Origin of the sequence: Amycolatopsis sp. w19 (genome assembly GCF_051373225.1) — a bacterium.
In the GTDB taxonomy this organism is placed as follows: domain Bacteria; phylum Actinomycetota; class Actinomycetes; order Mycobacteriales; family Pseudonocardiaceae; genus Amycolatopsis; species Amycolatopsis japonica.
Map to the genome: position 1 here is coordinate 12,821 of NZ_JBPQFM010000032.1, position 18,627 is coordinate 31,447.

General features: G+C 68.0%; 17 protein-coding genes. 8 read left to right on the forward strand and 9 right to left on the reverse strand.

All coding sequences use genetic code 11. The annotated features are described in order from the left end of the window. On the forward strand, positions 1-483 hold the full coding sequence (dut, locus tag ACSMFO_RS36860) for a dUTP diphosphatase (protein WP_007033571.1): 483 nt from the start codon (positions 1-3) through the stop codon (positions 481-483). Further along, positions 483-1,136 carry a DUF3710 domain-containing protein gene (locus ACSMFO_RS36865; RefSeq protein WP_037343736.1) on the forward strand — a complete coding sequence of 218 codons (654 nt, stop codon included), beginning with the start codon at positions 483-485 and terminating at the stop codon, positions 1,134-1,136. Before dut ends, ACSMFO_RS36865 begins: the two co-directional genes overlap by 1 nt. Before the next feature lie 197 nt (positions 1,137-1,333). Here the strand turns inward: ACSMFO_RS36865 and ACSMFO_RS36870 are convergent, their stop codons facing one another. Beyond that, positions 1,334-2,047 carry an alpha/beta fold hydrolase gene (locus tag ACSMFO_RS36870; protein WP_436462156.1) on the reverse strand — a complete coding sequence of 238 codons (714 nt, stop codon included), beginning with the start codon at positions 2,045-2,047 and terminating at the stop codon, positions 1,334-1,336. A gap of 103 nt (positions 2,048-2,150) precedes the next feature. Between ACSMFO_RS36870 and ACSMFO_RS36875 the strand changes: the two genes are divergently transcribed. Together ACSMFO_RS36875 and ACSMFO_RS36880 are read left to right on the forward strand one after the other, a co-directional pair. Next, complete coding sequence (locus ACSMFO_RS36875) at positions 2,151-2,531, forward strand: OB-fold nucleic acid binding domain-containing protein (RefSeq protein ID WP_034316985.1); 381 nt, start codon at positions 2,151-2,153, stop codon at positions 2,529-2,531. A 9-nt stretch (positions 2,532-2,540) separates the two neighbouring features. Next, positions 2,541-3,269 (forward strand): DUF3159 domain-containing protein, encoded by a 729-nt coding sequence (locus tag ACSMFO_RS36880; RefSeq protein WP_350583994.1) that lies wholly within the window; start codon positions 2,541-2,543, stop codon positions 3,267-3,269. Here ACSMFO_RS36880 and ACSMFO_RS36885 read toward each other — a convergent pair. Together ACSMFO_RS36885 and ACSMFO_RS36890 are read right to left on the reverse strand one after the other, a co-directional pair. Further along, positions 3,266-3,922: a potassium channel family protein gene (locus ACSMFO_RS36885; protein ID WP_016332961.1), complete on the reverse strand. Its 657-nt coding sequence runs from the start codon at positions 3,920-3,922 to the stop codon at positions 3,266-3,268. The genes ACSMFO_RS36880 and ACSMFO_RS36885 overlap by 4 nt on opposite strands. Continuing rightward, a complete protein-coding gene (locus ACSMFO_RS36890) occupies positions 3,922-4,587 on the reverse strand; it encodes a potassium channel family protein (protein WP_016332962.1) in 666 nt (221 codons plus the stop codon). Before ACSMFO_RS36890 ends, ACSMFO_RS36885 begins: the two co-directional genes overlap by 1 nt. Positions 4,588-4,684: 97 nt before the next feature. Between ACSMFO_RS36890 and ACSMFO_RS36895 the strand changes: the two genes are divergently transcribed. From ACSMFO_RS36895 to ACSMFO_RS36905, 3 genes are all read left to right on the forward strand, one after another. Then, the gene (locus ACSMFO_RS36895) at positions 4,685-6,712 is read left to right on the forward strand and encodes an APC family permease (protein ID WP_038515796.1); all 2,028 of its coding nucleotides are present in this window, start codon (positions 4,685-4,687) and stop codon (positions 6,710-6,712) included. Further along, complete coding sequence (locus tag ACSMFO_RS36900; protein WP_073846890.1) at positions 6,709-7,914, forward strand: class I SAM-dependent RNA methyltransferase; 1,206 nt, start codon at positions 6,709-6,711, stop codon at positions 7,912-7,914. The genes ACSMFO_RS36895 and ACSMFO_RS36900 overlap by 4 nt, the downstream gene beginning before the upstream one ends. Before the next feature lie 191 nt (positions 7,915-8,105). Next, positions 8,106-8,450 carry a hypothetical protein gene (locus tag ACSMFO_RS36905; protein WP_235213379.1) on the forward strand — a complete coding sequence of 115 codons (345 nt, stop codon included), beginning with the start codon at positions 8,106-8,108 and terminating at the stop codon, positions 8,448-8,450. Between the two features lie 384 nt (positions 8,451-8,834). Here the strand turns inward: ACSMFO_RS36905 and ACSMFO_RS36910 are convergent, their stop codons facing one another. The 5 genes from ACSMFO_RS36910 to ACSMFO_RS36930 form a co-directional block, all read right to left on the reverse strand. Continuing rightward, a complete protein-coding gene (locus tag ACSMFO_RS36910; RefSeq protein WP_436462157.1) occupies positions 8,835-10,091 on the reverse strand; it encodes a DUF222 domain-containing protein in 1,257 nt (418 codons plus the stop codon). A gap of 371 nt (positions 10,092-10,462) precedes the next feature. Continuing rightward, a complete protein-coding gene (locus ACSMFO_RS36915) occupies positions 10,463-10,792 on the reverse strand; it encodes a DUF1062 domain-containing protein (protein ID WP_436462158.1) in 330 nt (109 codons plus the stop codon). Between the two features lie 231 nt (positions 10,793-11,023). Beyond that, positions 11,024-12,577 carry a GMC family oxidoreductase gene (locus ACSMFO_RS36920; protein ID WP_436462159.1) on the reverse strand — a complete coding sequence of 518 codons (1,554 nt, stop codon included), beginning with the start codon at positions 12,575-12,577 and terminating at the stop codon, positions 11,024-11,026. Continuing rightward, the gene (locus ACSMFO_RS36925; RefSeq protein WP_038515784.1) at positions 12,574-14,085 is read right to left on the reverse strand and encodes an APC family permease; all 1,512 of its coding nucleotides are present in this window, start codon (positions 14,083-14,085) and stop codon (positions 12,574-12,576) included. The genes ACSMFO_RS36920 and ACSMFO_RS36925 overlap by 4 nt, the downstream gene beginning before the upstream one ends. A 16-nt stretch (positions 14,086-14,101) precedes the next feature. Then, positions 14,102-15,586, reverse strand: coding sequence for an aldehyde dehydrogenase family protein (locus tag ACSMFO_RS36930; RefSeq protein WP_350583986.1), 1,485 nt, complete (start codon positions 15,584-15,586; stop codon positions 14,102-14,104). A 216-nt stretch (positions 15,587-15,802) separates the two neighbouring features. Here ACSMFO_RS36930 and dxs point away from each other — a divergent pair, with 216 nt between their 5' ends. Further along, positions 15,803-17,707, forward strand: a complete 1,905-nt coding sequence (dxs, locus tag ACSMFO_RS36935) for a 1-deoxy-D-xylulose-5-phosphate synthase (protein ID WP_436462160.1) — start codon at positions 15,803-15,805, stop codon at positions 17,705-17,707. Positions 17,708-18,061: 354 nt separating this feature from the next. On the opposite strand, the gene ACSMFO_RS36940 is transcribed toward dxs, so the two are convergent. Further along, positions 18,062-18,589, reverse strand: a complete 528-nt coding sequence (locus tag ACSMFO_RS36940) for a TetR family transcriptional regulator (RefSeq protein ID WP_436462161.1) — start codon at positions 18,587-18,589, stop codon at positions 18,062-18,064. Positions 18,590-18,627: the final 38 nt, after the last annotated feature.

Sequence of the window (18,627 nt, forward strand, 5' to 3'; positions counted from 1 at the left end):
GTGTCCACCGTTCAGGTACTGCTTTCCCGGATCGATCCTTCGGTCCCCCTCCCCGCCTACGCGCGCCCCGGCGACGCGGGCGCCGACCTCGTCACCACCTCGGATCTCGTGCTCGCGCCCGGTGAACGCGGCGTGGTCGGCACGGGGGTCGCGATCGCGCTGCCGCCCGGGTACGCGGGCTTCGTCCACCCGCGCTCGGGTCTCGCCGCCCGCGTCGGCCTCTCGGTCGTCAACACCCCCGGCACGATCGACTCCGGGTACCGCGGTGAGATCCGCGTCTGCCTGATCAACCATGATCTCTCCGAGAAGGTCGTGCTCACCCGCGGCGACCGGATCGCCCAGCTGGTCGTGCAACGGGTCGAACAGGCCGAGTTCGTCGAGGTCGCCGAGCTCGAGCCGTCCGAGCGCGGCGAGGGAGGGTATGGCTCCACGGGCGGACACGCCACACTGGGAGCCGGAGCCAGGGAAGGAACGGAGAACTAGTGGGGATTTTCGGACGCAAGCGCGCGAAGCCGACCGGACGGCACGCCGCGCCCGAGGTCGACGAGCGTCCAGTTGCCGACGACGCCGACGAAGAGATCGAGTCGCAGCTGTCGGAGACCTCCGACGGCCCCTTCGACCTCGCCGACGCGCCCGAGGACGGCATCCCGAGGATCGACCTCGGCTCGGTGAAGGTGCCGGTGCCCGACGGTTCCCAGGTCCAGGTCGAGATGGACCCGGAGAGCGGCGGCGTCCGCGCGGTGCACGTCGTCACCGAACAGGGCCAGATCACCGTCAGCGGCTACGCGGCACCGCGGTCCGGCGGCCTGTGGAAGGACGTCAGCACCGAGCTCACCGAGCAGCTGCGGGCCGACGGCGCCAAGGTCTCGGTCGGCATGGGGGAGTGGGGGCTGGAGCTGTCGGCGATCGTCGGCGACGTCGCGCTGCGGTTCGTCGGGGTCGACGGCCCGCGCTGGATGCTCCGCGGCGTCATCGCCGGGCCGCAGTCGCAGGCGTCGCAGGCGCCCGCCGTGCTGCGGGAGATCGTGCGGCACACCATCGTCGACCGCGGTGACGCGCCGATGCCGGTCCGCACCCCGCTGACCATCACGCTGCCCGACGCCGTCGCGCAGCACATCGCCGAGCAGCAGGGCTGATTTGTCTGTCGCGCGCTGACGAAAAGCGCGTCGAAGGGGCGCTGGGCCGCTCGCAACTCACGTTATGGGTGGAGGGCGCCCCTTCATCGCGTTTTCGTGGGCCTTCGGCCCGAAAGAGGGCGCGCGACGGGTGAAGTCTCCGTCGGGCGCGGGGCGCCCTTGGGGAGACCGTGCATCGCCTGCTGGCCTGTGCCGGGCTAGCGGCGCGCAGCCCTCAACCAGGCCAGCACGGTCGCCCGGCCCAGTGACTCCCGGTCCGCGCCGAGTGCGGTGAGCGTCGACTCGCCGACCTCGGCGCGCGGCAGGGCGTCCGCCCAGGCGCGGGCGACCTCCGCCGGATGGATCGGATCGTCCACGCACGCGCCGATCCCCACGGGCACGTCGAGACCCTCGAGGTCTTCGAGCGACGGCGCGGGATGGGCCGCCGCCGTGCGCAGGCTCGCCGCCAGCCCGTCGCCGTGCCGCCGCCACGCGCGGCCGAGTTCCGCCGCGAGCCACTCCGGGACGCCGTCGGAGGATTTCGCCAGCGCGCCGTCGACCCCGTTTTCGGCCACCAGATCCGCTGACAGCCGCGCGGCGAGCGACGCGGGTGCTCGCCCGGCCGGACCGTTCCAGGCCGGGAGCGCGGCCAGCAGGCCGGTGCAGCGGCCCGGATTCCGTGCCGCCCACTCCGCCGAGAGGTGCGCGCCGAACGAGATGCCGCCGACGAGCAGCGGACCATGCTCGTCGGAGAGCCTGTCCAGCTCCTCGAGATAGCCCTCCGCGACCCGCTCGCCAGGGGGCGGCGGAGGGGCGAGCAACCGGATGCCGAGTGCCCGCAGCGGACCGGCGAACACGGCGCGCACGAACACTTCGTCGGACCCGGTGCCGGGGAGTACTACTGCCGTCGTAGGCGGAATAGCGGAGGTCACGTTGCGATCTTCTCCCAAACCCGTTGTCCTGGTCCGAGCACAGTTACGCTGGATTACGCACGGGCCGTTCAAGTCGGGGGCCCCGGAGCACAGGAGCACCGTTATGTCCGCCAAAGACGGCGGCTACTTCAGCCGGCTGGTCCGCAAGCTGACCAGCGACGTCGAGGATCTCGACGCCGACGATCTGTCCGAAAAATCCGAGGCCGGCGGAGCGCAGCGCGCCTGCGACTGCCGGTCGGGTCAAGAGGTGACGGTGCTCGGCAGACTCCGCAGTGTGGAGCTCTGCCCGACCAACGAGGCGGCGACCCTGCAGGCCGAGCTGTTCGACGGCACACAGGGTGTGACGCTAATCTGGCTCGGACGCCGCCGGATCCCCGGAATCGAACCCGGGCGAACCATCAAGGTGCGCGGCCGGATGGCCGAACGTGATGGTCAGAAGGTGCTTTACAACCCCTATTACGAACTTCAGAGCCCTGTGAGTTGATCCCGCATCGTGACTGAACCCGTCGGCGGCGAAGAGAAGACCGAAGACAAGAAGCCCCAGCCCACCCTGCTGGAACAGATGGGCGGGCTGTCCGGACTGTTCTATTCCTCGCTGCCGGTCATCGTGTTCGTGATCGCGAACGCGATCTTCGGGCTCACGGTGGGGATCTGGGCCGCGGTGGGCAGCGCGGTGGCGATCACCGTGCTGCGGATCGTGCGCAAGGAGCCGCTGCAGCCCGCGATCTCCGGGTTCTTCGGCGTCGCGATCGCGGCGTTCATCGCCTACCGGACCGGTTCGGCCAAGGGCTTCTTCCTGTTCGGCATCTGGACGAGCTTGGTCTACTGCGGCGTCTTCGTGCTGTCGATCGTCGTCCGCTGGCCGCTCGCCGGCGTGGTGTGGAACGCGCTCAACGGCAGCGGCCACGCGTGGCGCAAGGACAAGAAGTCGCTGATCTCCTACTCGATCGCGACCGCCGCGATGGCGCTGATCTTCGGTGCCCGGTTCGTCGTCCAGCGCTGGCTCTACGACGAGGATTACACCGGCTGGCTGGCCTTCGCGAAGATCGCGATGGGCTACCCGCTGTACGCGCTCGGCCTGCTCACCGTCGTCTGGGCGGTGCGGCGGTCGGACAAGCATCTCAAGGCGCAGGCCGAAGAGGCCCCGCGCGAAGAGACCGACGAAGAGGTCGAGGCCCGCCTGCGCGCGAAGTACGCGCAGGCGCCCGCCGTCGACAACTAATAGCCCAGCGCGGTCCGGATCTCCGGTTCGACGTCCGACGTCGCCACGAACAGCAGCTCGTCACCCGGCTCCAGCGGGTCTTCCGGCTGCGGCACGATCACCCGGTCGCCGCGCAGGATCGTCACCAGCGCCGCGTCCCGCGGCAGGTTGATCTCGCTGACCGCCTTGCCCGCGAGCGGCGTCTCCTCCGGGAGGGTGAGTTCGACGAGGTTCGCCTGGCTCTGCCGGAACGTCATCAGCCGCACCAGATCTCCGACGCTCACCGCCTCCTCGACCATCGCCGCGAGCATCCGCGGGGTCGAGACGGCGACGTCGACGCCCCAGGCGTCGTTGAACAGCCATTCGTTGGCCGGGTTGTTGACCCGCGCCACCACCCGGCGCACCGCGAACTCGGTCTTCGCCAGCAGTGACACCACGAGGTTCGCCTTGTCGTCGCCCGTCGCGGCGATCACGACGTCGCACTCCTCGATCCCGGACTCCTCGAGGATCGAGACCTCGCACGCGTCGCCCAGCACCCAGTCCGCCTGCTCGACGGTGTGCGGCTCGAACTGGTCGGCCTCGCGTTCGATGAGCATCACCTGGTGGCGCCCGTCGATCAGCTCCGCGGCGATCGACCGGCCGACCGCGCCGGCCCCGGCAATCGCGACCCGCATCAGTTCTCCTCTTCCGGTTCGCGAGCGGCGACGCTGGTCACGTCGCTGACAGTGCCTGATTTCGCGGCGACGTACACGACGTCGTCCGCCTGGATCACGGCCTTGGTGTCGGGCAGGACGGCGGTGCCGAACCGCATGATGAACGCGACCCGCGCGCCGGTGGTGTCCTGCAGGTCGCGCACGCTGTGCCCGACCCAGCCCTCGTTCAGCGGCAGCTGCAGCAACGCCACGCTGCCGGACGGATCCCGCCACTCCGAGGCGACGCCGTCGGGGAGCAGGGTGCGCAGGAACCTGTCGGTCGTCCAGGGCACGGTCGCCACGGTCGGGATGCCGAGCCGTTCGTAGACCGCCGCGCGTTTGTGGTCGTAGATCCTGGCGACGACCTTGTCGATGCCGAAGTTCTCCCTGGCCACCCGCGCCGAGATGATGTTGGAGTTGTCGCCGCTGGACACCGCCGCGAAAGCCCCCGCGCGTTCGATCCCGGCCTCGATCAGCACCTGCCGGTCGAAACCGACGCCGACCACCTGCTGACCGTGGAAATCACTGCCGAGCCGCCGGAACGCCTGCTGGGTCTTGTCGATGATGGCGACTTCGTGCCCCAGCCGCTCCAGCGCCGCGGCCAGGGATGCGCCTACCCGGCCGCATCCCATGATCACCACGTGCACGCCCTGCCTCCTTCGTCGTCGGACGTTCACCCGTCCGCAGGTACCCAGACATACCAGCGCCGAACCTACCTTGGGGGCGGACCGTTAGTCTTCTGCGGTGTCGAAGTTCCCGACCGTATTGAAGCGGCTCGTCCTCGGACGTCCATTCCGGAGTGACCGCCTCTCGCATACGCTGCTGCCGAAGCGCATCGCGCTGCCGATTTTCGCGTCCGACGCGTTGTCGAGCGTCGCCTACGCGCCTGAGGAAATCTTTCTGACCCTCAGCGTCGCCGGTTTGTCGGCGTACGCGTTCGCGCCGTGGATCGGCGTCGCCGTCGCGCTCGTCATGCTGGTCGTGGTGGCGTCCTATCGGCAGAACGTGCACGCCTATCCCAGTGGTGGCGGCGACTACGAAGTCGCGAACACCAACCTGGGCGGCAAATTCGGTCTCACCGTCGCCAGCGCGCTGCTGGTCGACTACGTGCTCACCGTCGCGGTGTCGACGTCGTCCGGCGTGGCGAACATCGGGTCGGCCATTCCGTGGGTGGCGCAGCACAAGGTGATCGCCGCGGTCATCATCGTGGTCGTGCTGACCGCGTTGAATCTGCGCGGAGTGCGCGAATCGGGCAAAGCGTTCGCGATCCCGACCTACGGGTTCATCATCGGCATCCTCGGCATGGTGATCTGGGGCCTGATCGAGGCGGCCTCCGGCGCCGACATGCGCGCCGAGAGCGCGGACTTCCAATTGCACGAAGAAGCCTCTTTGACCGGTTTCGCGTTCTTCTTCCTGTTGCTGCGCACGTTCTCCTCCGGTGCGGCGGCGCTGACCGGGGTCGAGGCGATCAGCAACGGCGTCCCGGCGTTCCAGAAGCCGAAATCGAAGAACGCCGCGACCACCCTGCTGATGATGGGTGTGCTCGCGGTGACGATGCTGGTCGGCATCATCACGCTGGCGATCATCACCGACGTCAAATTCGCCGAGCACCCGGAAACCCAGCTCACCGGCACTCCGGCGGGCTACGAGCAGAAGACGATCGTCGCGCAGATCGCGCAGGCGGTGTTCGCCGACTTCACCCCCGCGTTCTATTACATCTCCTTCGCCACCGGCATCATCCTGCTGCTGGCCGCGAACACCGCGTTCAACGGTTTCCCGGTGCTCGGCTCGATCCTCGCCCAGGACCGTTACCTGCCGCGTCAGCTGCACACCCGCGGCGACCGGCTGGCCTTCTCCAACGGCATCCTGTTCCTCGCCGCCTTCGCGCTGGTGCTGATCATCGCGTTCGACGCCGAGGTCACCAAGCTCATCCAGCTCTACATCGTGGGGGTGTTCGTCTCCTTCACGATCAGCCAGGCGGGCATGATCCGGCACTGGAACCGCCTGCTCGCCAGGGAGACCGACGCGACGGTGCGGCGACGGATGCGGCGTTCGCAGACGGTCAACGCGATCGGCCTCACCATGACCGGCACCGTGCTGATCATCGTGCTGGTGACGAAGTTCCTCCTCGGCGCCTGGATCGCGATCGCGGCGATGGTGGCGATCTACGTGCTGATGACCGCGATCCGGAAGCACTACGACCGGGTTGCCGAGGAATTGCGCGAAATGGACCGGAAACCGGCGGTATTGCCTTCGCGCAACCACGCGATCGTGCTGATTTCGAAACTGCACCTGCCGACCTTGCGTGCGGTCTCCTACGCCAAGGCCGTGCGGCCGGACGTCCTCGAAGCCGTCACGGTGAACGTCGACGACGTCGAGACGCGCAAACTCGTCCAGGAATGGGACGACCACAATTTCAAGGTGCCGCTGAAGGTGATCGAATCGCCGTACCGCGAGATCACGAAACCGGTGCTGGACTACGTGAAGCGCGTCCGCGGCGACAATCCGCGCAACGTGGTGACCGTGTTCATCCCCGAGTACGTGGTCGGGCACTGGTGGGAGCAGGTCCTGCACAACCAGAGCGCGCTGCGGCTCAAGGGACGTCTCCTGTTCCAGCCCGGCGTCATGGTGACCAGCGTGCCGTGGCAGCTCGAATCGTCGGAAAAGGCGATCAAACGCGACCGGAAGGCGCGTCCGGCGGCAGGCGATGTCCGGCGCGGTTTCTCCCCGGTCGTCAAGCAACCCGAGAAGAACAAGGAAAAAGCAGAATGAGTGTGGACGCGTCGACCGGCACCTGGCTCGGACGAACGATCGAGCTGGAGGTCGGCGCGGTCGCGCACGGCGGGCACTGCGTCGCCCGGACGGAGGGCCGGGTCGTGTTCGTCCGGCACGCGCTGCCCGGCGAGCGGGTGCTGGCCACGGTCACCGAGGACAAGGGCGGCTCGTTCTGCCGCGCCGACGCGATCGAGGTCCTCGAAGCATCCCCCGAACGCGTGGAGCCGCCGTGCCCGCTCGCGGCGCCGGGGGAGTGCGGCGGCTGCGACTGGCAGCACGCCACGCCCAAGCATCAGCGTGAACTCAAGGCCGCCGTGGTCATGGAGCAGCTGAAGCGGCTCGCCGGGATCGAGCGCGACGTCGTCGTCGAGGCGCTCGACGGTGGCCCGCTGGACTGGCGCAGCCGCGTGCGGCTAGTCGCGGGCAAGGACGGCAAGGCGGGCTTCCGGGCGCACCACAGTCACCGCGTGATCGCGGTCGACGACTGCCCGATCACCGTCCCCGGCGCGCTCGACGACGTCGTGTCGCGCAACTGGCGGCCCGGCAGCGAAATCGAGGTCACCAAGGACGGCGAGGGACAAGTGCACCTTCGCGACCTGTCCACGGTCCACGGGAAGACCCGGTCGCGGCAGCTGGCGGGCGGCATCGCCGTACAGCACGCCGCCGGCCGCGACTGGCGCCTGGACGCCCACGGCTTCTGGCAGGTCCACCCGGCCGCCGCGGACGCGCTCGCCGCCGTCGTCGCGGAATGGGCCGAGGCACCGCGCGACGGCGTGGCCTGGGACCTGTACGCCGGCGTCGGCCTCTTCGCGTCCGTGCTCGCTTCACAGGTCGGCCCGCGCGGACGGGTCCTGGCCATCGAATCCGGACGGCGTGCCGTCGCCGACGGCGAGGAGAACCTGGCCGACCTCCCGCAGGTCCGCTGGCGCTCCGGCCGCGTCGAACACCTGCTGGCCGATGCCCCCAAACCGGTGGACGTCGTCGTCCTCGACCCGCCGCGCAAGGGCGCGGGCAAGGCCGTCGTGGAGTCCATTGTGGAGGGATCCCCGGACCGGATCGTCTACGTGGCGTGCGACCCGGCCGCCCTGGCGCGCGACATCGCGCTGTTCAAGGAGCACGGATACGGGCTGGTGGATCTGCGCGCCTTCGACGCTTTCCCGATGACGCACCACGTCGAATGCGTTGCGTTGCTGCAATAATTCCGGATTTGTAATCCGTCGGAATGGAGTGGCTTCGTTCGGCTTGTCCGGGTGTCGTCGTGCTCGCTAACTTTCTCAAATCATGAACTATCTTACTTCGGTCTGTGGCGACTGTGATGGAAAAGGTTGTTCCGGCTGTGACGGGCACGGCACGATCACCATTGTGGAGGACTGATCGAGTGGAACCCTCAATGCTTCCTCCTGGTGTCACGGCGCAGGAGATCAGTTACCGCAGCGGTCGGAAGCAAGTGATCTACACGGCGCCGTACCCCTCCGAAGGGCCGGTGCTCGCGCGTGATCTGCTGGGCAGGCAGGCGTGGATGTTCATGTACGCGCATTTCGTCTTCACCTGGGTGGAAGGCGCGGTCCAGGTGCAGGTCAGTCACGGAACCCTGAGCGGGCCGAAGATGCCGCTGTGGAAGGGGATCAGTATTCCCGCGTATTGGTCGGGCCCCGCGTTGGCCGAGTTCGGACGGGCATGGGCGCTGGACCAGATGACGGGGAATCGGGGAACTCCGGCGGCCATTTACCTTTGAAGCGTCTGCGTGGCGTTTCGGGTTGGAATGGGTTGGCATTTCTTCCCGCTCGGCCAGGGGTCTGGGTACGTGTCGCGAAAGCCACTTTGGTGAGGGAGGCGGGGCAGTGAAGCTAATGCTGGCTGTCGTCTTGGGCGAGTGGGGAAGATTCCGGCCGTCCAACGTCCGGGATCTTCCCCACTCGGTCGTCCGCCCCGGGGCGTGACCGGCACTCAACGTCCCAATTCCTTCATTGCCATCCCTCGACGACATCCGGACTCTCGCTCTCACGCAGGTGATGTCCTGAAAGTGGCTTTCGCGACACACAAGCCTCTGGGCTGGATATGGGCATGCCGAGAGCCCGTCGCCGGTGCGGTCGGCGGGCTCCTCGGGATGGGGCGAAGGTCAGGTCACGACGCGATGGAGGGTGTTGCGCCGTGGCACCTGTAGCGGGTCGAGGTATTGGGGCGGCACGAATTCCGGTATCCCCTCGGGAGTCATCCGGACCTGCCAGTCACCGTGGTGGATGAGCCGGTGGTGGAAGGAACAAAGCAGGACCAGGTTCCGAAGATCGGTTGGGCCGCCGTCGGCCCAGTGCCGAATATGGTGGGCGTGACAGTGTTTCGGCGCTCGATGGCAGCCAGGGAACGCGCAGCCGCCGTCGCGGATGTTCAGGACCCGGCGTTGGCCGGGGGTGACGAAGCGTTTCATCCGCCCGACGTCGAGGGGTTCGCCGGCGGCGCCGAGAACCACCGGGGTCATCAGGCAGTCGCAGGCGGCCAGCCGGGCTTCGCGAGCGGTGATCCTGCCGACGAAGTCGAGGCACGCGGTCCCGAGTCCGGTCTTCAGCGCATCGAGCCCGACGGTCACGTGCACCAGCGTGCGGTAGCCGGAAGTGACCGGCTGGTCGGGGCAGGCGATGGCGAGGTCGAGGAGTTCGGCCCACGCGTCGCCTCGGCGCTGGGGCAGGGTGCGGTGGTCGGCCTGGCCGAACTCGTCGACGGGCCGCTTCGCCGCGTAGGCGTCCAGCGCGGCCGCGGTGCGGGCGCCGGTTTCGGGGTCGAGCAGGCCGGAGAGCTTCCAGAAGCCGTCTTTGCGGCGCTCGACGAACACCTCGCGACGCGGCGGGGCGGGCTCGGGGTCTTTCGGCTCGTTCCCGTCGGGGTCGAGGTGTGCGAGCAGATCGGCTCCGGCCTCGGCGATCTGTTTCGGTCCGGCGTCGCGGGCGAGGTCGGCGAGGATCTTCTCCGCCCCGGCCCGGTCCTCCACGGGCACGTCGGACGGGATCTTGCGCAGGATCTCCAGGATCAGGTCGATGTGCTGCTCCCCGAGCGCGCCGTCCTCAGCCGCGGCGGCGGTCGCGGGCGCGAACACGGCGACCTCGCCACCGACGCTCGGCGCGGGGTTCAAGGTCAGAGCCCGGTTCACCATGTCTTGCGCGTCGCCCAAGGAGATCCGGGCGACATTGGCGAGCCACGATGCCGCACTCCCGTAGCCGTACAAGTCTTCCGCGCCCCGCGACTCGATCTCCGCCAGGAACTTCCCCACTCCGGCGGAGGCCACTCTCATGACCTGCAACAGGTGCGTCACGCCGTGGGCAAGCTCCAGCTTGCCGGCGCGCCACAGCTCCTGCGGCAGTTCGGGAATGGTCGTCTCGGGCACATCTCCATATTACCGAAAAATGCAGTGGAATCATTCGTAATTTTAAGCGACGACGGTAATTGCGCATTTGCCACTGATGAGTGATTTGAGTGCTGTGCGTCGTTATTTCAAGGAGGCCTTCACGGACTTGGGAACACAGGGCGCGGCGTGATCAGCGGCGTGACTCGCGTGATCAGGGACGTAACTCGCGTGATTGGAGGCCGCACTCGGGTGTTCCGCTGCTGATCACGCGAGTTCCGCCTTCGATCACGCGAGTCACGTCGCTGATCACGTGAGTGCGAGGCCCAAGGGTCAGCGTTTCAGCGTAAAAGTGAAGTCCCCGGAAACCTTCCCCCGCAACCGTGCCGCCGAAACCACCTTCCCCTCCTCGATCAGTCTCTCGACCTCGCCTCGCGAAAGACGTGGTTACGGCGGAGTACGGCCGGATCCTGGAGCAGTTCGGCGGCGAGGCCGAGGTCGTTCTCGTGCAGTCGCTTCAGTAGCTCAGGCCGGACGGAGCGCACGTGCACCCGCTCCAGGATCGTCAGTTTCGCGGTGTCCCCGCATCGAGTGCAGAGCACGAGGAGCCAGACATCGATGAGTTTGTGGTTGGCGTTGACCCGGAATTTGCCGTTCGCCCGGAAACGCCCGGATCCGCAGGCGTGGCAACGACGGAGGACGGCAGGAAGGCAGGTGGGAACGACCACCCAGTTTTCGAGCATGGGAAGTACACCCGTTCAGTGAGAAATCCGCAGCAAAAGGAGGCGCGGCGCGAAAGACGCGACGCGCGACGAAATCAGCGCTCGGGAGGTCTCACAGGGTGTACAACGGCAGGCCCTCGGCTCGGCGATGTGGTCCGGCAGCACGGTAATGGCCCGCCGGCGGCCGCTCCACCGGTTTTCCGGCAGGAAGAAAGCCCCCTGGCCGAAACCAGGGGGCCGGACGAGCGAGTCCTAGGAGCGCGCGTCCTCCTTCAGCATGTCCGCGCACTTCTCACCGATCGCCATCGTCGTGATGCACGGGTTCACCGCGACCAGGAACGGCATCGCCGAACCGTCGGCGACCCGCAGGCCTTCGACGCCGCGCACGCGCAGCCGGGCGTCCAGTACGGCCATCGGGTCGCCGTCGCCGCCCATTTTCGCGGTGCACGACGGGTGATAGACCGTGTTGTGCGTCTTGCGCAGGTAGTCCGCGATCTCGTCGTCGGTCTTGACGTCCTTGCCAGGCGCCAGTTCCGTGCCCGCCCATTCGTCCAGCGCGGGCTGCTCGGCGATCTTGCGCGCCAGTTTGATGCCGTAGGTCATCACGCGCATGTCGTGCTCGTCGGTGAAGTACCGCGGGTCCACCTTCGGCTTGTCCCGGTAGTCGCGGCTGCGCAGCCGCACGGTCCCGGTCGACCGCGAACGCGTGACGTTCGGGGTCAGGCAGAAGCCGTTCTCCGTGGTGGGATAGCCCTGCCGGAGGGTGTTCATGTCGAACGGCACCGAGCCGTAGTGGAACATCAGGTCCGGCCGGTCGAGGCCTTCCTCTGTGGTGGTGAAGATGCCGATCTCCCACCATTGAGTGGATTCGGTCGTCATCGGCTGCAGAGCGTCCCACTGGATGACGCCTTCGGGGTGATCCTGCAGGTTCTCGCCGACGCCGGGGGAGTCCACCAGCACGTCCACACCGACCTCGCGCAAATGGGAAGCGGGGCCGATCCCGGACAGCATCAGGAGTTTCGGGGTGTCGATCGCGCCCGAAGACAGGATCACCTCACGCCGCGCGCGCAGCTGGACGCCGTGGATCAGGTCGTCGGCCAGGTATTCCGCGCCGGTGCAGCGTTTGCCGTCGAACAGCAGCCGCCGGACGCGGGCGCCGGTGATGATCTCCAGATTCGGCCGCTTGCCGATGATCGGGTGCAGGTACGACACCGAGGCCGACGACCGCGTGCCGTCTTCGCGTGCGTTGATCTGGAACCAGTTCGCCCCGTGCGTCACGGTCTCGCCCGAGTTGAACTCCGTCCTCGGGATCCCCGCCTGCTCGCACGCCTGCAGCAGCGCGACACCGGTCGGGTCGTTCGGCGGCACCGAGCGGATGGTCACCGGGCCCGAGCGGCCGTGGTGGTCGCCGGGGCCGTCGTTGGTCTCAAGGCGTTGGTACAGCGGGAAGATGTCCTTCGAGGACCAGCCGGGCAGGCCGAGTGACGACCATTCGTCGAGGTCTTCCGCCGGCGCCCAGAACGCGATGCACGAGTTGTGCGACGAGCAGCCGCCGAGCACCCGCGCGCGGGCGTGGCGCAGGAACGAGTTGCCGGATTCCTGCGGCTCCACCAGGTAGTCCCAGTCGTAGCCGGATTCCAGCAGCGCCATCCACTTGGTCAGCTCCAGCACCGCCGGATCGTCCACATCGGACGGTCCGGCTTCCAGGAGTGCCACGGTGACGTCCGGATCTTCCGAGAGTCTCGCCGCGACCACCGAACCCGCCGTCCCGCCGCCGACGACGATGTAGTCGAACTCTCCGGTCACTGTGCTGCCTCCTCGGGATGTACTTCCGCGGCGTGATCGGCCAGGACGCCGCTCTTGTGCCGCAGGACGAACCAGTAATACGCGAAACCGACGACCGCCACCGCGCCGACGAACAGCACGGCCCCCCATTCGAGGTACCAGTGATACGGCTCGGTCGCGTTGTAGACCTCGCGCCGCGGCCAGGCCAGGTTCACCACGATCGCGCCGCCCCACAGCACGCCGAGGATGTTGACCGGCAGCCCCAGTTTGCCGAGCGAGAAGTACTTGGTGCCCTCCACCTTCGGCGGCGGCCACTGCCCGCGGAAGCGCTTGACCAGCATCGGGACGGTGACCAGCAGATACGCCAGATAGATCATGATGATGCCGATACTGGTGATCACCGTGAAGATCTGCGGCTGGCCGACGTTGACCACCAGGATCAGCACGGCGATCACGCCGGACACGATCGCGGGGATCACCGGCGTCTTCGTCTTCGGCGACACCCGGGCCAGGTGCTTCCCGGCGGGCAGGTTGTTGTCGCGGCCCATCGCGAACATCATCCGGATCGCCGCCGACTGCACGGCCAGGTTGCACACGGTGATGGCGATGACGACCGCCAGCAGGAAGATCGTGCCGATCGTGCTCCCGAGGACGTCGAGCACGATGAACTGCAGGCCGCCGGTCGCGATCTCCGGGTTGTTGATGTCGCCCACGGCCATCAGCGCGAGGATGAGGATCAGCCCGCCGATGACGAACGACGCGATCAGCGCGCGCAGGATCGCCTTGGGCGCGTTCTTGCGAGGGTCGTGCGACTCCTCGCCGAGCGAACTGGCGGTGTCGAAGCCGTACATGACGTAGGTCGACGCGAGCGAAGCGACCAAGAACGCCCCGAAGTACCCCCACGGCTGGTCGGCGCCGGTGTTGTTGGTCTCCATGACGACTTCCGGGCCCCGGGTGATGTTCACCGCGAGCGCGACGATCAGCAGGACCGCGGCGATCAGTTCGATGAACACGCCGGCGCTGTTGATCCGCGCCATGAGTTTGACGCCCCAGGCGTTCACCAGCGTCGTGAACACGATCAGCGCCGTGCCGAGGATGACCGCGTTCACCGCGCTGTCGCCGGAGAAGGAGAAGAACGACGAGATCTGGGGGAGCGTGATCTGGTACGCGAGCGCGACGGCGGCGATGCTGACGATCGACGCGGTGAGCATCATCCACCCGGCCAGCCAGGCGACGTGCGGGCTGCCGAGCCGTTTCGACCAGTTGTAGATCGACCCGGCGACCGGATAGTGCGCGGCCAGTTCGGCGAACGACAGCGCCACCATCAGCTGGCCGACGAACACCATCGGCCACGACCACCAGTACGCCGGCCCGCCGAAGCTGAAGCCGAAGTAGAACAGCTGGAAGGTGCCCGTCAGGATCGAGATGTAGCTGATCCCGGCGGCGAAGGTGTGGAAATTGCCGAGCGTTCTTTCGAGTTCCTGTTTGTAGCCGAAACCGGCCAAGCCGTCGTCGGAAGGATTGCTCATCGGCAGTTTCCCCTCTTTAGTTGGACGCCGGCTCCCCGGAGAACCAGCGCTGTGGTGCGGGCCGGAGGTTCTGGTAGATGTGCTTCGCCTCGGTGTACTCGGCGAGCCCGGTCGGGCCGAGCTCGCGCCCGAAGCCGGACTGCTTGTAGCCGCCCCATTCCGCCTGCGGCAGGTACGGGTGGAAGTCGTTGATCCAGATCGTGCCGTGCCGCAGCCGGTTCGCGACCCGCTGCGCGCGGGAGGCGTCCGAGGTGAACACCGCGCCGGCGAGGCCGTAGTGGGTGTCGTTGGCGATGCGGACGGCGTCGTCCTCGTCGGTGAAGGTCTCGACGGTGAGCACCGGGCCGAACGATTCGTCGACGACGGCGCTGCTGCCCTGCTTCACGTTGTCGAGGATGGTCGGCAGGTAGTAGTGCCCCTTCGCGAGTTCGCGATCGTCGGGGCGTTTGCCGCCGGTGCGCAGGACGGCGCCCTCTTCGAGCGCCGCGGCGACGTAGCGTTCGATCTTTTCCAAATGGGCGGCCGAGATCAGCGGACCGGTTTCAGCCTTCGGGTCGAAAGGTCCACCCAGTCGGATCAGTTCGGCGCGTCGGACGAGTTCGTCGACGAACTCCTCGTGCCACTCCTCCTGGACGATCAGGCGAGCGCCCGCCGAGCAGACCTGCCCGGAGTGCAGGAACACCGCGGTCAGCGCGTAGTCGACGGCGGTGTCGAAGTCCGAGTCCGCGAACACGACGTTCGGGTTCTTGCCGCCCAGCTCCAGCGCGACCTTCTTGATGGTGGCCGCCGCCGAGGCGGCGATGATCTTGCCGGTCGCGAGGCCGCCGGTGAACGACACGAGGTCGACGTCCGGATGCTCCGAGAGCGGTGCTCCGGCCTGTGCGCCGGCGCCGAGCACGAGGTTCGCGACGCCGCCGGGGAGGCCGGCCTCGGTCAGCAGCTTCATCAGCATGATCGAGGTGTGCGGGGTCAGTTCGCTGGGCTTGAGGACGAAGGTGTTGCCCGCCGCGAGCGCGGGGGCGACCTTCCAGATGGTCTGCAGGAGCGGGTAGTTCCACGGCGTGATCAAGCCGCAGACGCCGACCGGCTCGTGCACGATCCGGCTGAACGCGTCCGGGTTGCCGGTGTCGACCACGCGGCCCGCGTCGTTCGCGGCGAGCTTGCCGAAGTAGCGCAGGCACGCGGCGATGTCGGCCATGTCGTATTCGCTCTCGACCAGCCGTTTCCCGGTGTCGAGCGATTCGGCGCGGGCGAAGGCGGCGGCGTCGCGGTCGAGCAGGTCGGCGGCCTTCAGCAGCAGGTCGCCGCGCTGCGGGGCGGGCGTCTGCGGCCACGGGCCGGTGTCGAACGCCTTCCGCGCGGCGGCGATGGCCGCTTCGGTGTCTTCACGGGTGCCCTCGGCGACCTCCGCGACCAGCGACCCGTCAGCGGGGCAGCGGATTTCCCGGCGACCACCGCCGACCGCGTCGACCCACTCGCCACCGATGAAAAAGTCCGCCATCAAGCCCTCCGAACCGGCTCTTGCTCAACCGTCGATCAGCGATTATCGCGGCCACCTGACGTGACCGCTACTTGGCAAAAGAGACCATGTTCACACCCTTGGGTGCCGAGTGGTGATTTTCTGACATGTGACCCGTGACGCGGCGGACGGAAGACTCTCAGGCGACCTCCGTAGACTGGTCGGAACGGCGGAAGAGGAACCAGGCGAGGTGGGAGAGTGACGTTGCTCGAGTCCGTGCACGGACCGGCCGACTTGAAGCGGATGAACCAGGACCAGCTCGGCGAGCTGGCCGCGGAGATCCGGGACTTCCTCGTCGAGAAGGTGCGGCTCGCCGGTGGTCACCTCGGCCCGAACCTGGGTGTGGTCGAGCTGACCATGGCGCTGCACCGCGTCTTCGACTCGCCGGACGACGCGATCGTGTGGGACGTCGGCCACCAGGCGTACGTGCACAAGATCGTCACCGGCCGTCATGACGGCTTCGGCAAGCTGCGCCAGCTCGGCGGCCTCACCGGCTACCCGGCGCGCTGCGAGAGCGAGCACGATTTCGTCGAGAACAGCCACGCCTCGACCGCGTTGTCCTATGTGGACGGTCTGGCCAAGGCGTTCGAACTCGAAGGCGGCGGCAGGCACGCGATCGCCGTCGTCGGCGACGGCGCGCTGACCGGCGGCATGTGCTGGGAGGCGCTCAACAACATCGCCGCGAACCCGCGCCGCCCGGTCGTCATCGTCATCAACGACAACGGCCGCTCGTACTCGCCGACCATCGGCGGCGTCGCGGACCACCTCGCGTCGCTGCGGCTCAAGCCGGGCTACGAGCGCGTGCTGGACCGCGGCAAGGAACTGCTGCGGCACACGCCCGTCGTCGGCAAGCCGATCTACGCGGCTCTGCACGCGGCGAAGGCGGGCCTCAAGGACGCGCTGAGCCCGCAGATGATGTTCTCCGACCTCGGCATCAAGTACCTCGGCCCGGTCGACGGGCACGACCTCGTCGCGCTGGAGAAGGCGTTCCAGAGCGCCCGTGCCTTCGGTGGCGCGGTCATCGTGCACGTGGTCACCGAGAAGGGTCACGGCTACGAGCCCGCGGTCACCAACCAGGCCGACCAGATGCACCAGACCGACCCGATCGACCCGGAAACCGGCCTGCCGCCGGTCAAGGGCCCGAGCTGGACCGGCGTCTTCGCCGACGAAATGGTCAAGATCGGCGCCGACCGCGAGGACGTCGTCGCGATCACCGCGGCCATGCTGCGCTCGACCGGGCTGCACAAGTTCGCCGAGGCGTACCCCGAGCGCTGGTACGACGTCGGGATCGCCGAGCAGCACGCGGTGACCTCGGCCGCCGGGCTCGCGATGGGCGGCAAGCACCCCGTCGTGGCCGTCTACTCGACCTTCCTGAACCGGGCGTTCGACCAGGTCCTGATGGACGTCGCGCTGCACCGCCAGCCGGTGACGCTGGTGCTGGACCGCGCGGGGATCACCGGTCCGGACGGCCCCAGCCACCACGGCATGTGGGACCTTTCGCTGCTGGGCATGGTGCCCGGGATGCGGGTCGCCGCTCCGCGCGACGCCGGCACGCTCCGCGAGGAGCTGCGGGAGGCCGTCGCGGTCGAGGACGGGCCGACGGCGCTGCGGTTCTCCAAGGGCGGCGTGATCGACTCGGTGCCCGCCGTGGAACGCGTCGGCACGGTGGACGTGCTGCGCAAACCCGACGGCGACGCCGACGTCCTGCTCGTCGCGGTCGGCGCGTTCGCGATGCTCGGGCTCGCCGCCGCGGACCGGCTGGCCGACCAGGGCATCGGCGTGACCGTGGTGGACCCGCGCTGGGTCGTCCCGGCCCCGGCCGAACTGGTGGCGCTGGCCGAGCAGCACAAGCTCGTCGTGACCGTCGAGGACAGCGGGCGGCACGGTGGCTTCGGCTCCGCGCTGGCCGCGCTGTTCCGCGACGCCGAATGCGACGTTCCGCTGCGGGATCTCGCGGTGCCGCAGGTGTTCCACGACCACGGTTCGCGCGAAGAGGTGCTGGCCCGCGTCGGTCTCACCGCGCAGGACGTGGCGCGACGGGTGACCGAGTGGTCGGCGAAGCTGGCGAGCCGGACTCCGGCGCCGGAGGACACGCGCCGCTGAGCCTGCCGTCGACGGTCGTGAGTGGCGATTCGGGTTAGAACCAAAGCTGTCTTAGGTACCTACTGAATGTGGGTGGCAGTTGATCGCAAGTCCGTGAAGGCCTCCTTCCCTCGGCTCAGCCGAGGAAACTCGACCTTCACGCCTTCCCAAGTACATGAAGGCCTCCTTCACTGCGCTAGACGCAATGAAGGGGGCCTTCATGTACTGCAGGGGCGAGCGAGCGTGGCAGTGGCGTGGTGAGAACACAAGTCGCCACTCACGACCCACTGATCGAGCCCGGGCGGGTGATCCGGCTATCCCCCCCCCGGGAGAGTTCACCGCCGCATACCCCCGGCGGTCGCGCGAAAGCCCGGCTCAGGTGCCCACGATCCGCCCGACCGCGCGCACCACAAGGTCGCGCGTCGCGGTGGGGGAGGAGAACCCGAGGATCGACAGGTGCACGACGAGGCTCAGCAGTTCCTCGGCGTCGAAGTCGTCCGGCACGGTGCCAGCCTGTTGCGCAGCCTGGATCGCGGCGACCTTGTCCGCGTGCGCCCGGACCTCGGCCTCGGGCGCCGCGTCGAAGCCGTTCTCCAGGCGCAGCCAGCCCATGAGCCGCAGGAGCTGGGGGTGCTCGAGGTAGCGGTCGAACAGCCTGCCCGCGTAGCCGGGCAGGTCCTCGGGCGTGATCGTGAGGGTTCGGATGGCGAGGTCCACCTGCTCCTCCACGACCTTCTCGAAAAGCTCTTCCTTGCTGCAGAAATAGGCGTAGATCAGCGCCTTGTTCGCGCCCGCGTTCTTCGCGATGCGGTCCACCCTGGCGCCGGCGATGCCGTACGTCGCGAACTCCGTCGTCGCCGCGTCCAGCAGTTTCCGCTTGGTCGCTTCCTTGTCCCTGACCATGTGACCCAGTCTAACTAACTGGTTGGTTGACAGCCAGC

Bases quoted from the DNA above. Each gene is read 5' to 3' on its own strand.
- ACSMFO_RS36875 (WP_034316985.1), top strand. From the start codon at position 2,151: ATGTCCGCCAAAGACGGCGGCTACTTCAGCCGGCTGGTCCGCAAGCTG.
- ACSMFO_RS36885 (WP_016332961.1), bottom strand. From the start codon at position 3,922: ATGCGGGTCGCGATTGCCGGGGCCGGCGCGGTCGGCCGGTCGATCGCC.
- ACSMFO_RS36900 (WP_073846890.1), top strand. From the start codon at position 6,709: ATGAGTGTGGACGCGTCGACCGGCACCTGGCTCGGACGAACGATCGAG.
- ACSMFO_RS36905 (WP_235213379.1), top strand. From the start codon at position 8,106: ATGCTTCCTCCTGGTGTCACGGCGCAGGAGATCAGTTACCGCAGCGGT.
- ACSMFO_RS36915 (WP_436462158.1), bottom strand. From the start codon at position 10,792: ATGCTCGAAAACTGGGTGGTCGTTCCCACCTGCCTTCCTGCCGTCCTC.
- ACSMFO_RS36925 (WP_038515784.1), bottom strand. From the start codon at position 14,085: ATGAGCAATCCTTCCGACGACGGCTTGGCCGGTTTCGGCTACAAACAG.
- ACSMFO_RS36930 (WP_350583986.1), bottom strand. From the start codon at position 15,586: ATGGCGGACTTTTTCATCGGTGGCGAGTGGGTCGACGCGGTCGGCGGT.
- ACSMFO_RS36940 (WP_436462161.1), bottom strand. From the start codon at position 18,589: ATGGTCAGGGACAAGGAAGCGACCAAGCGGAAACTGCTGGACGCGGCG.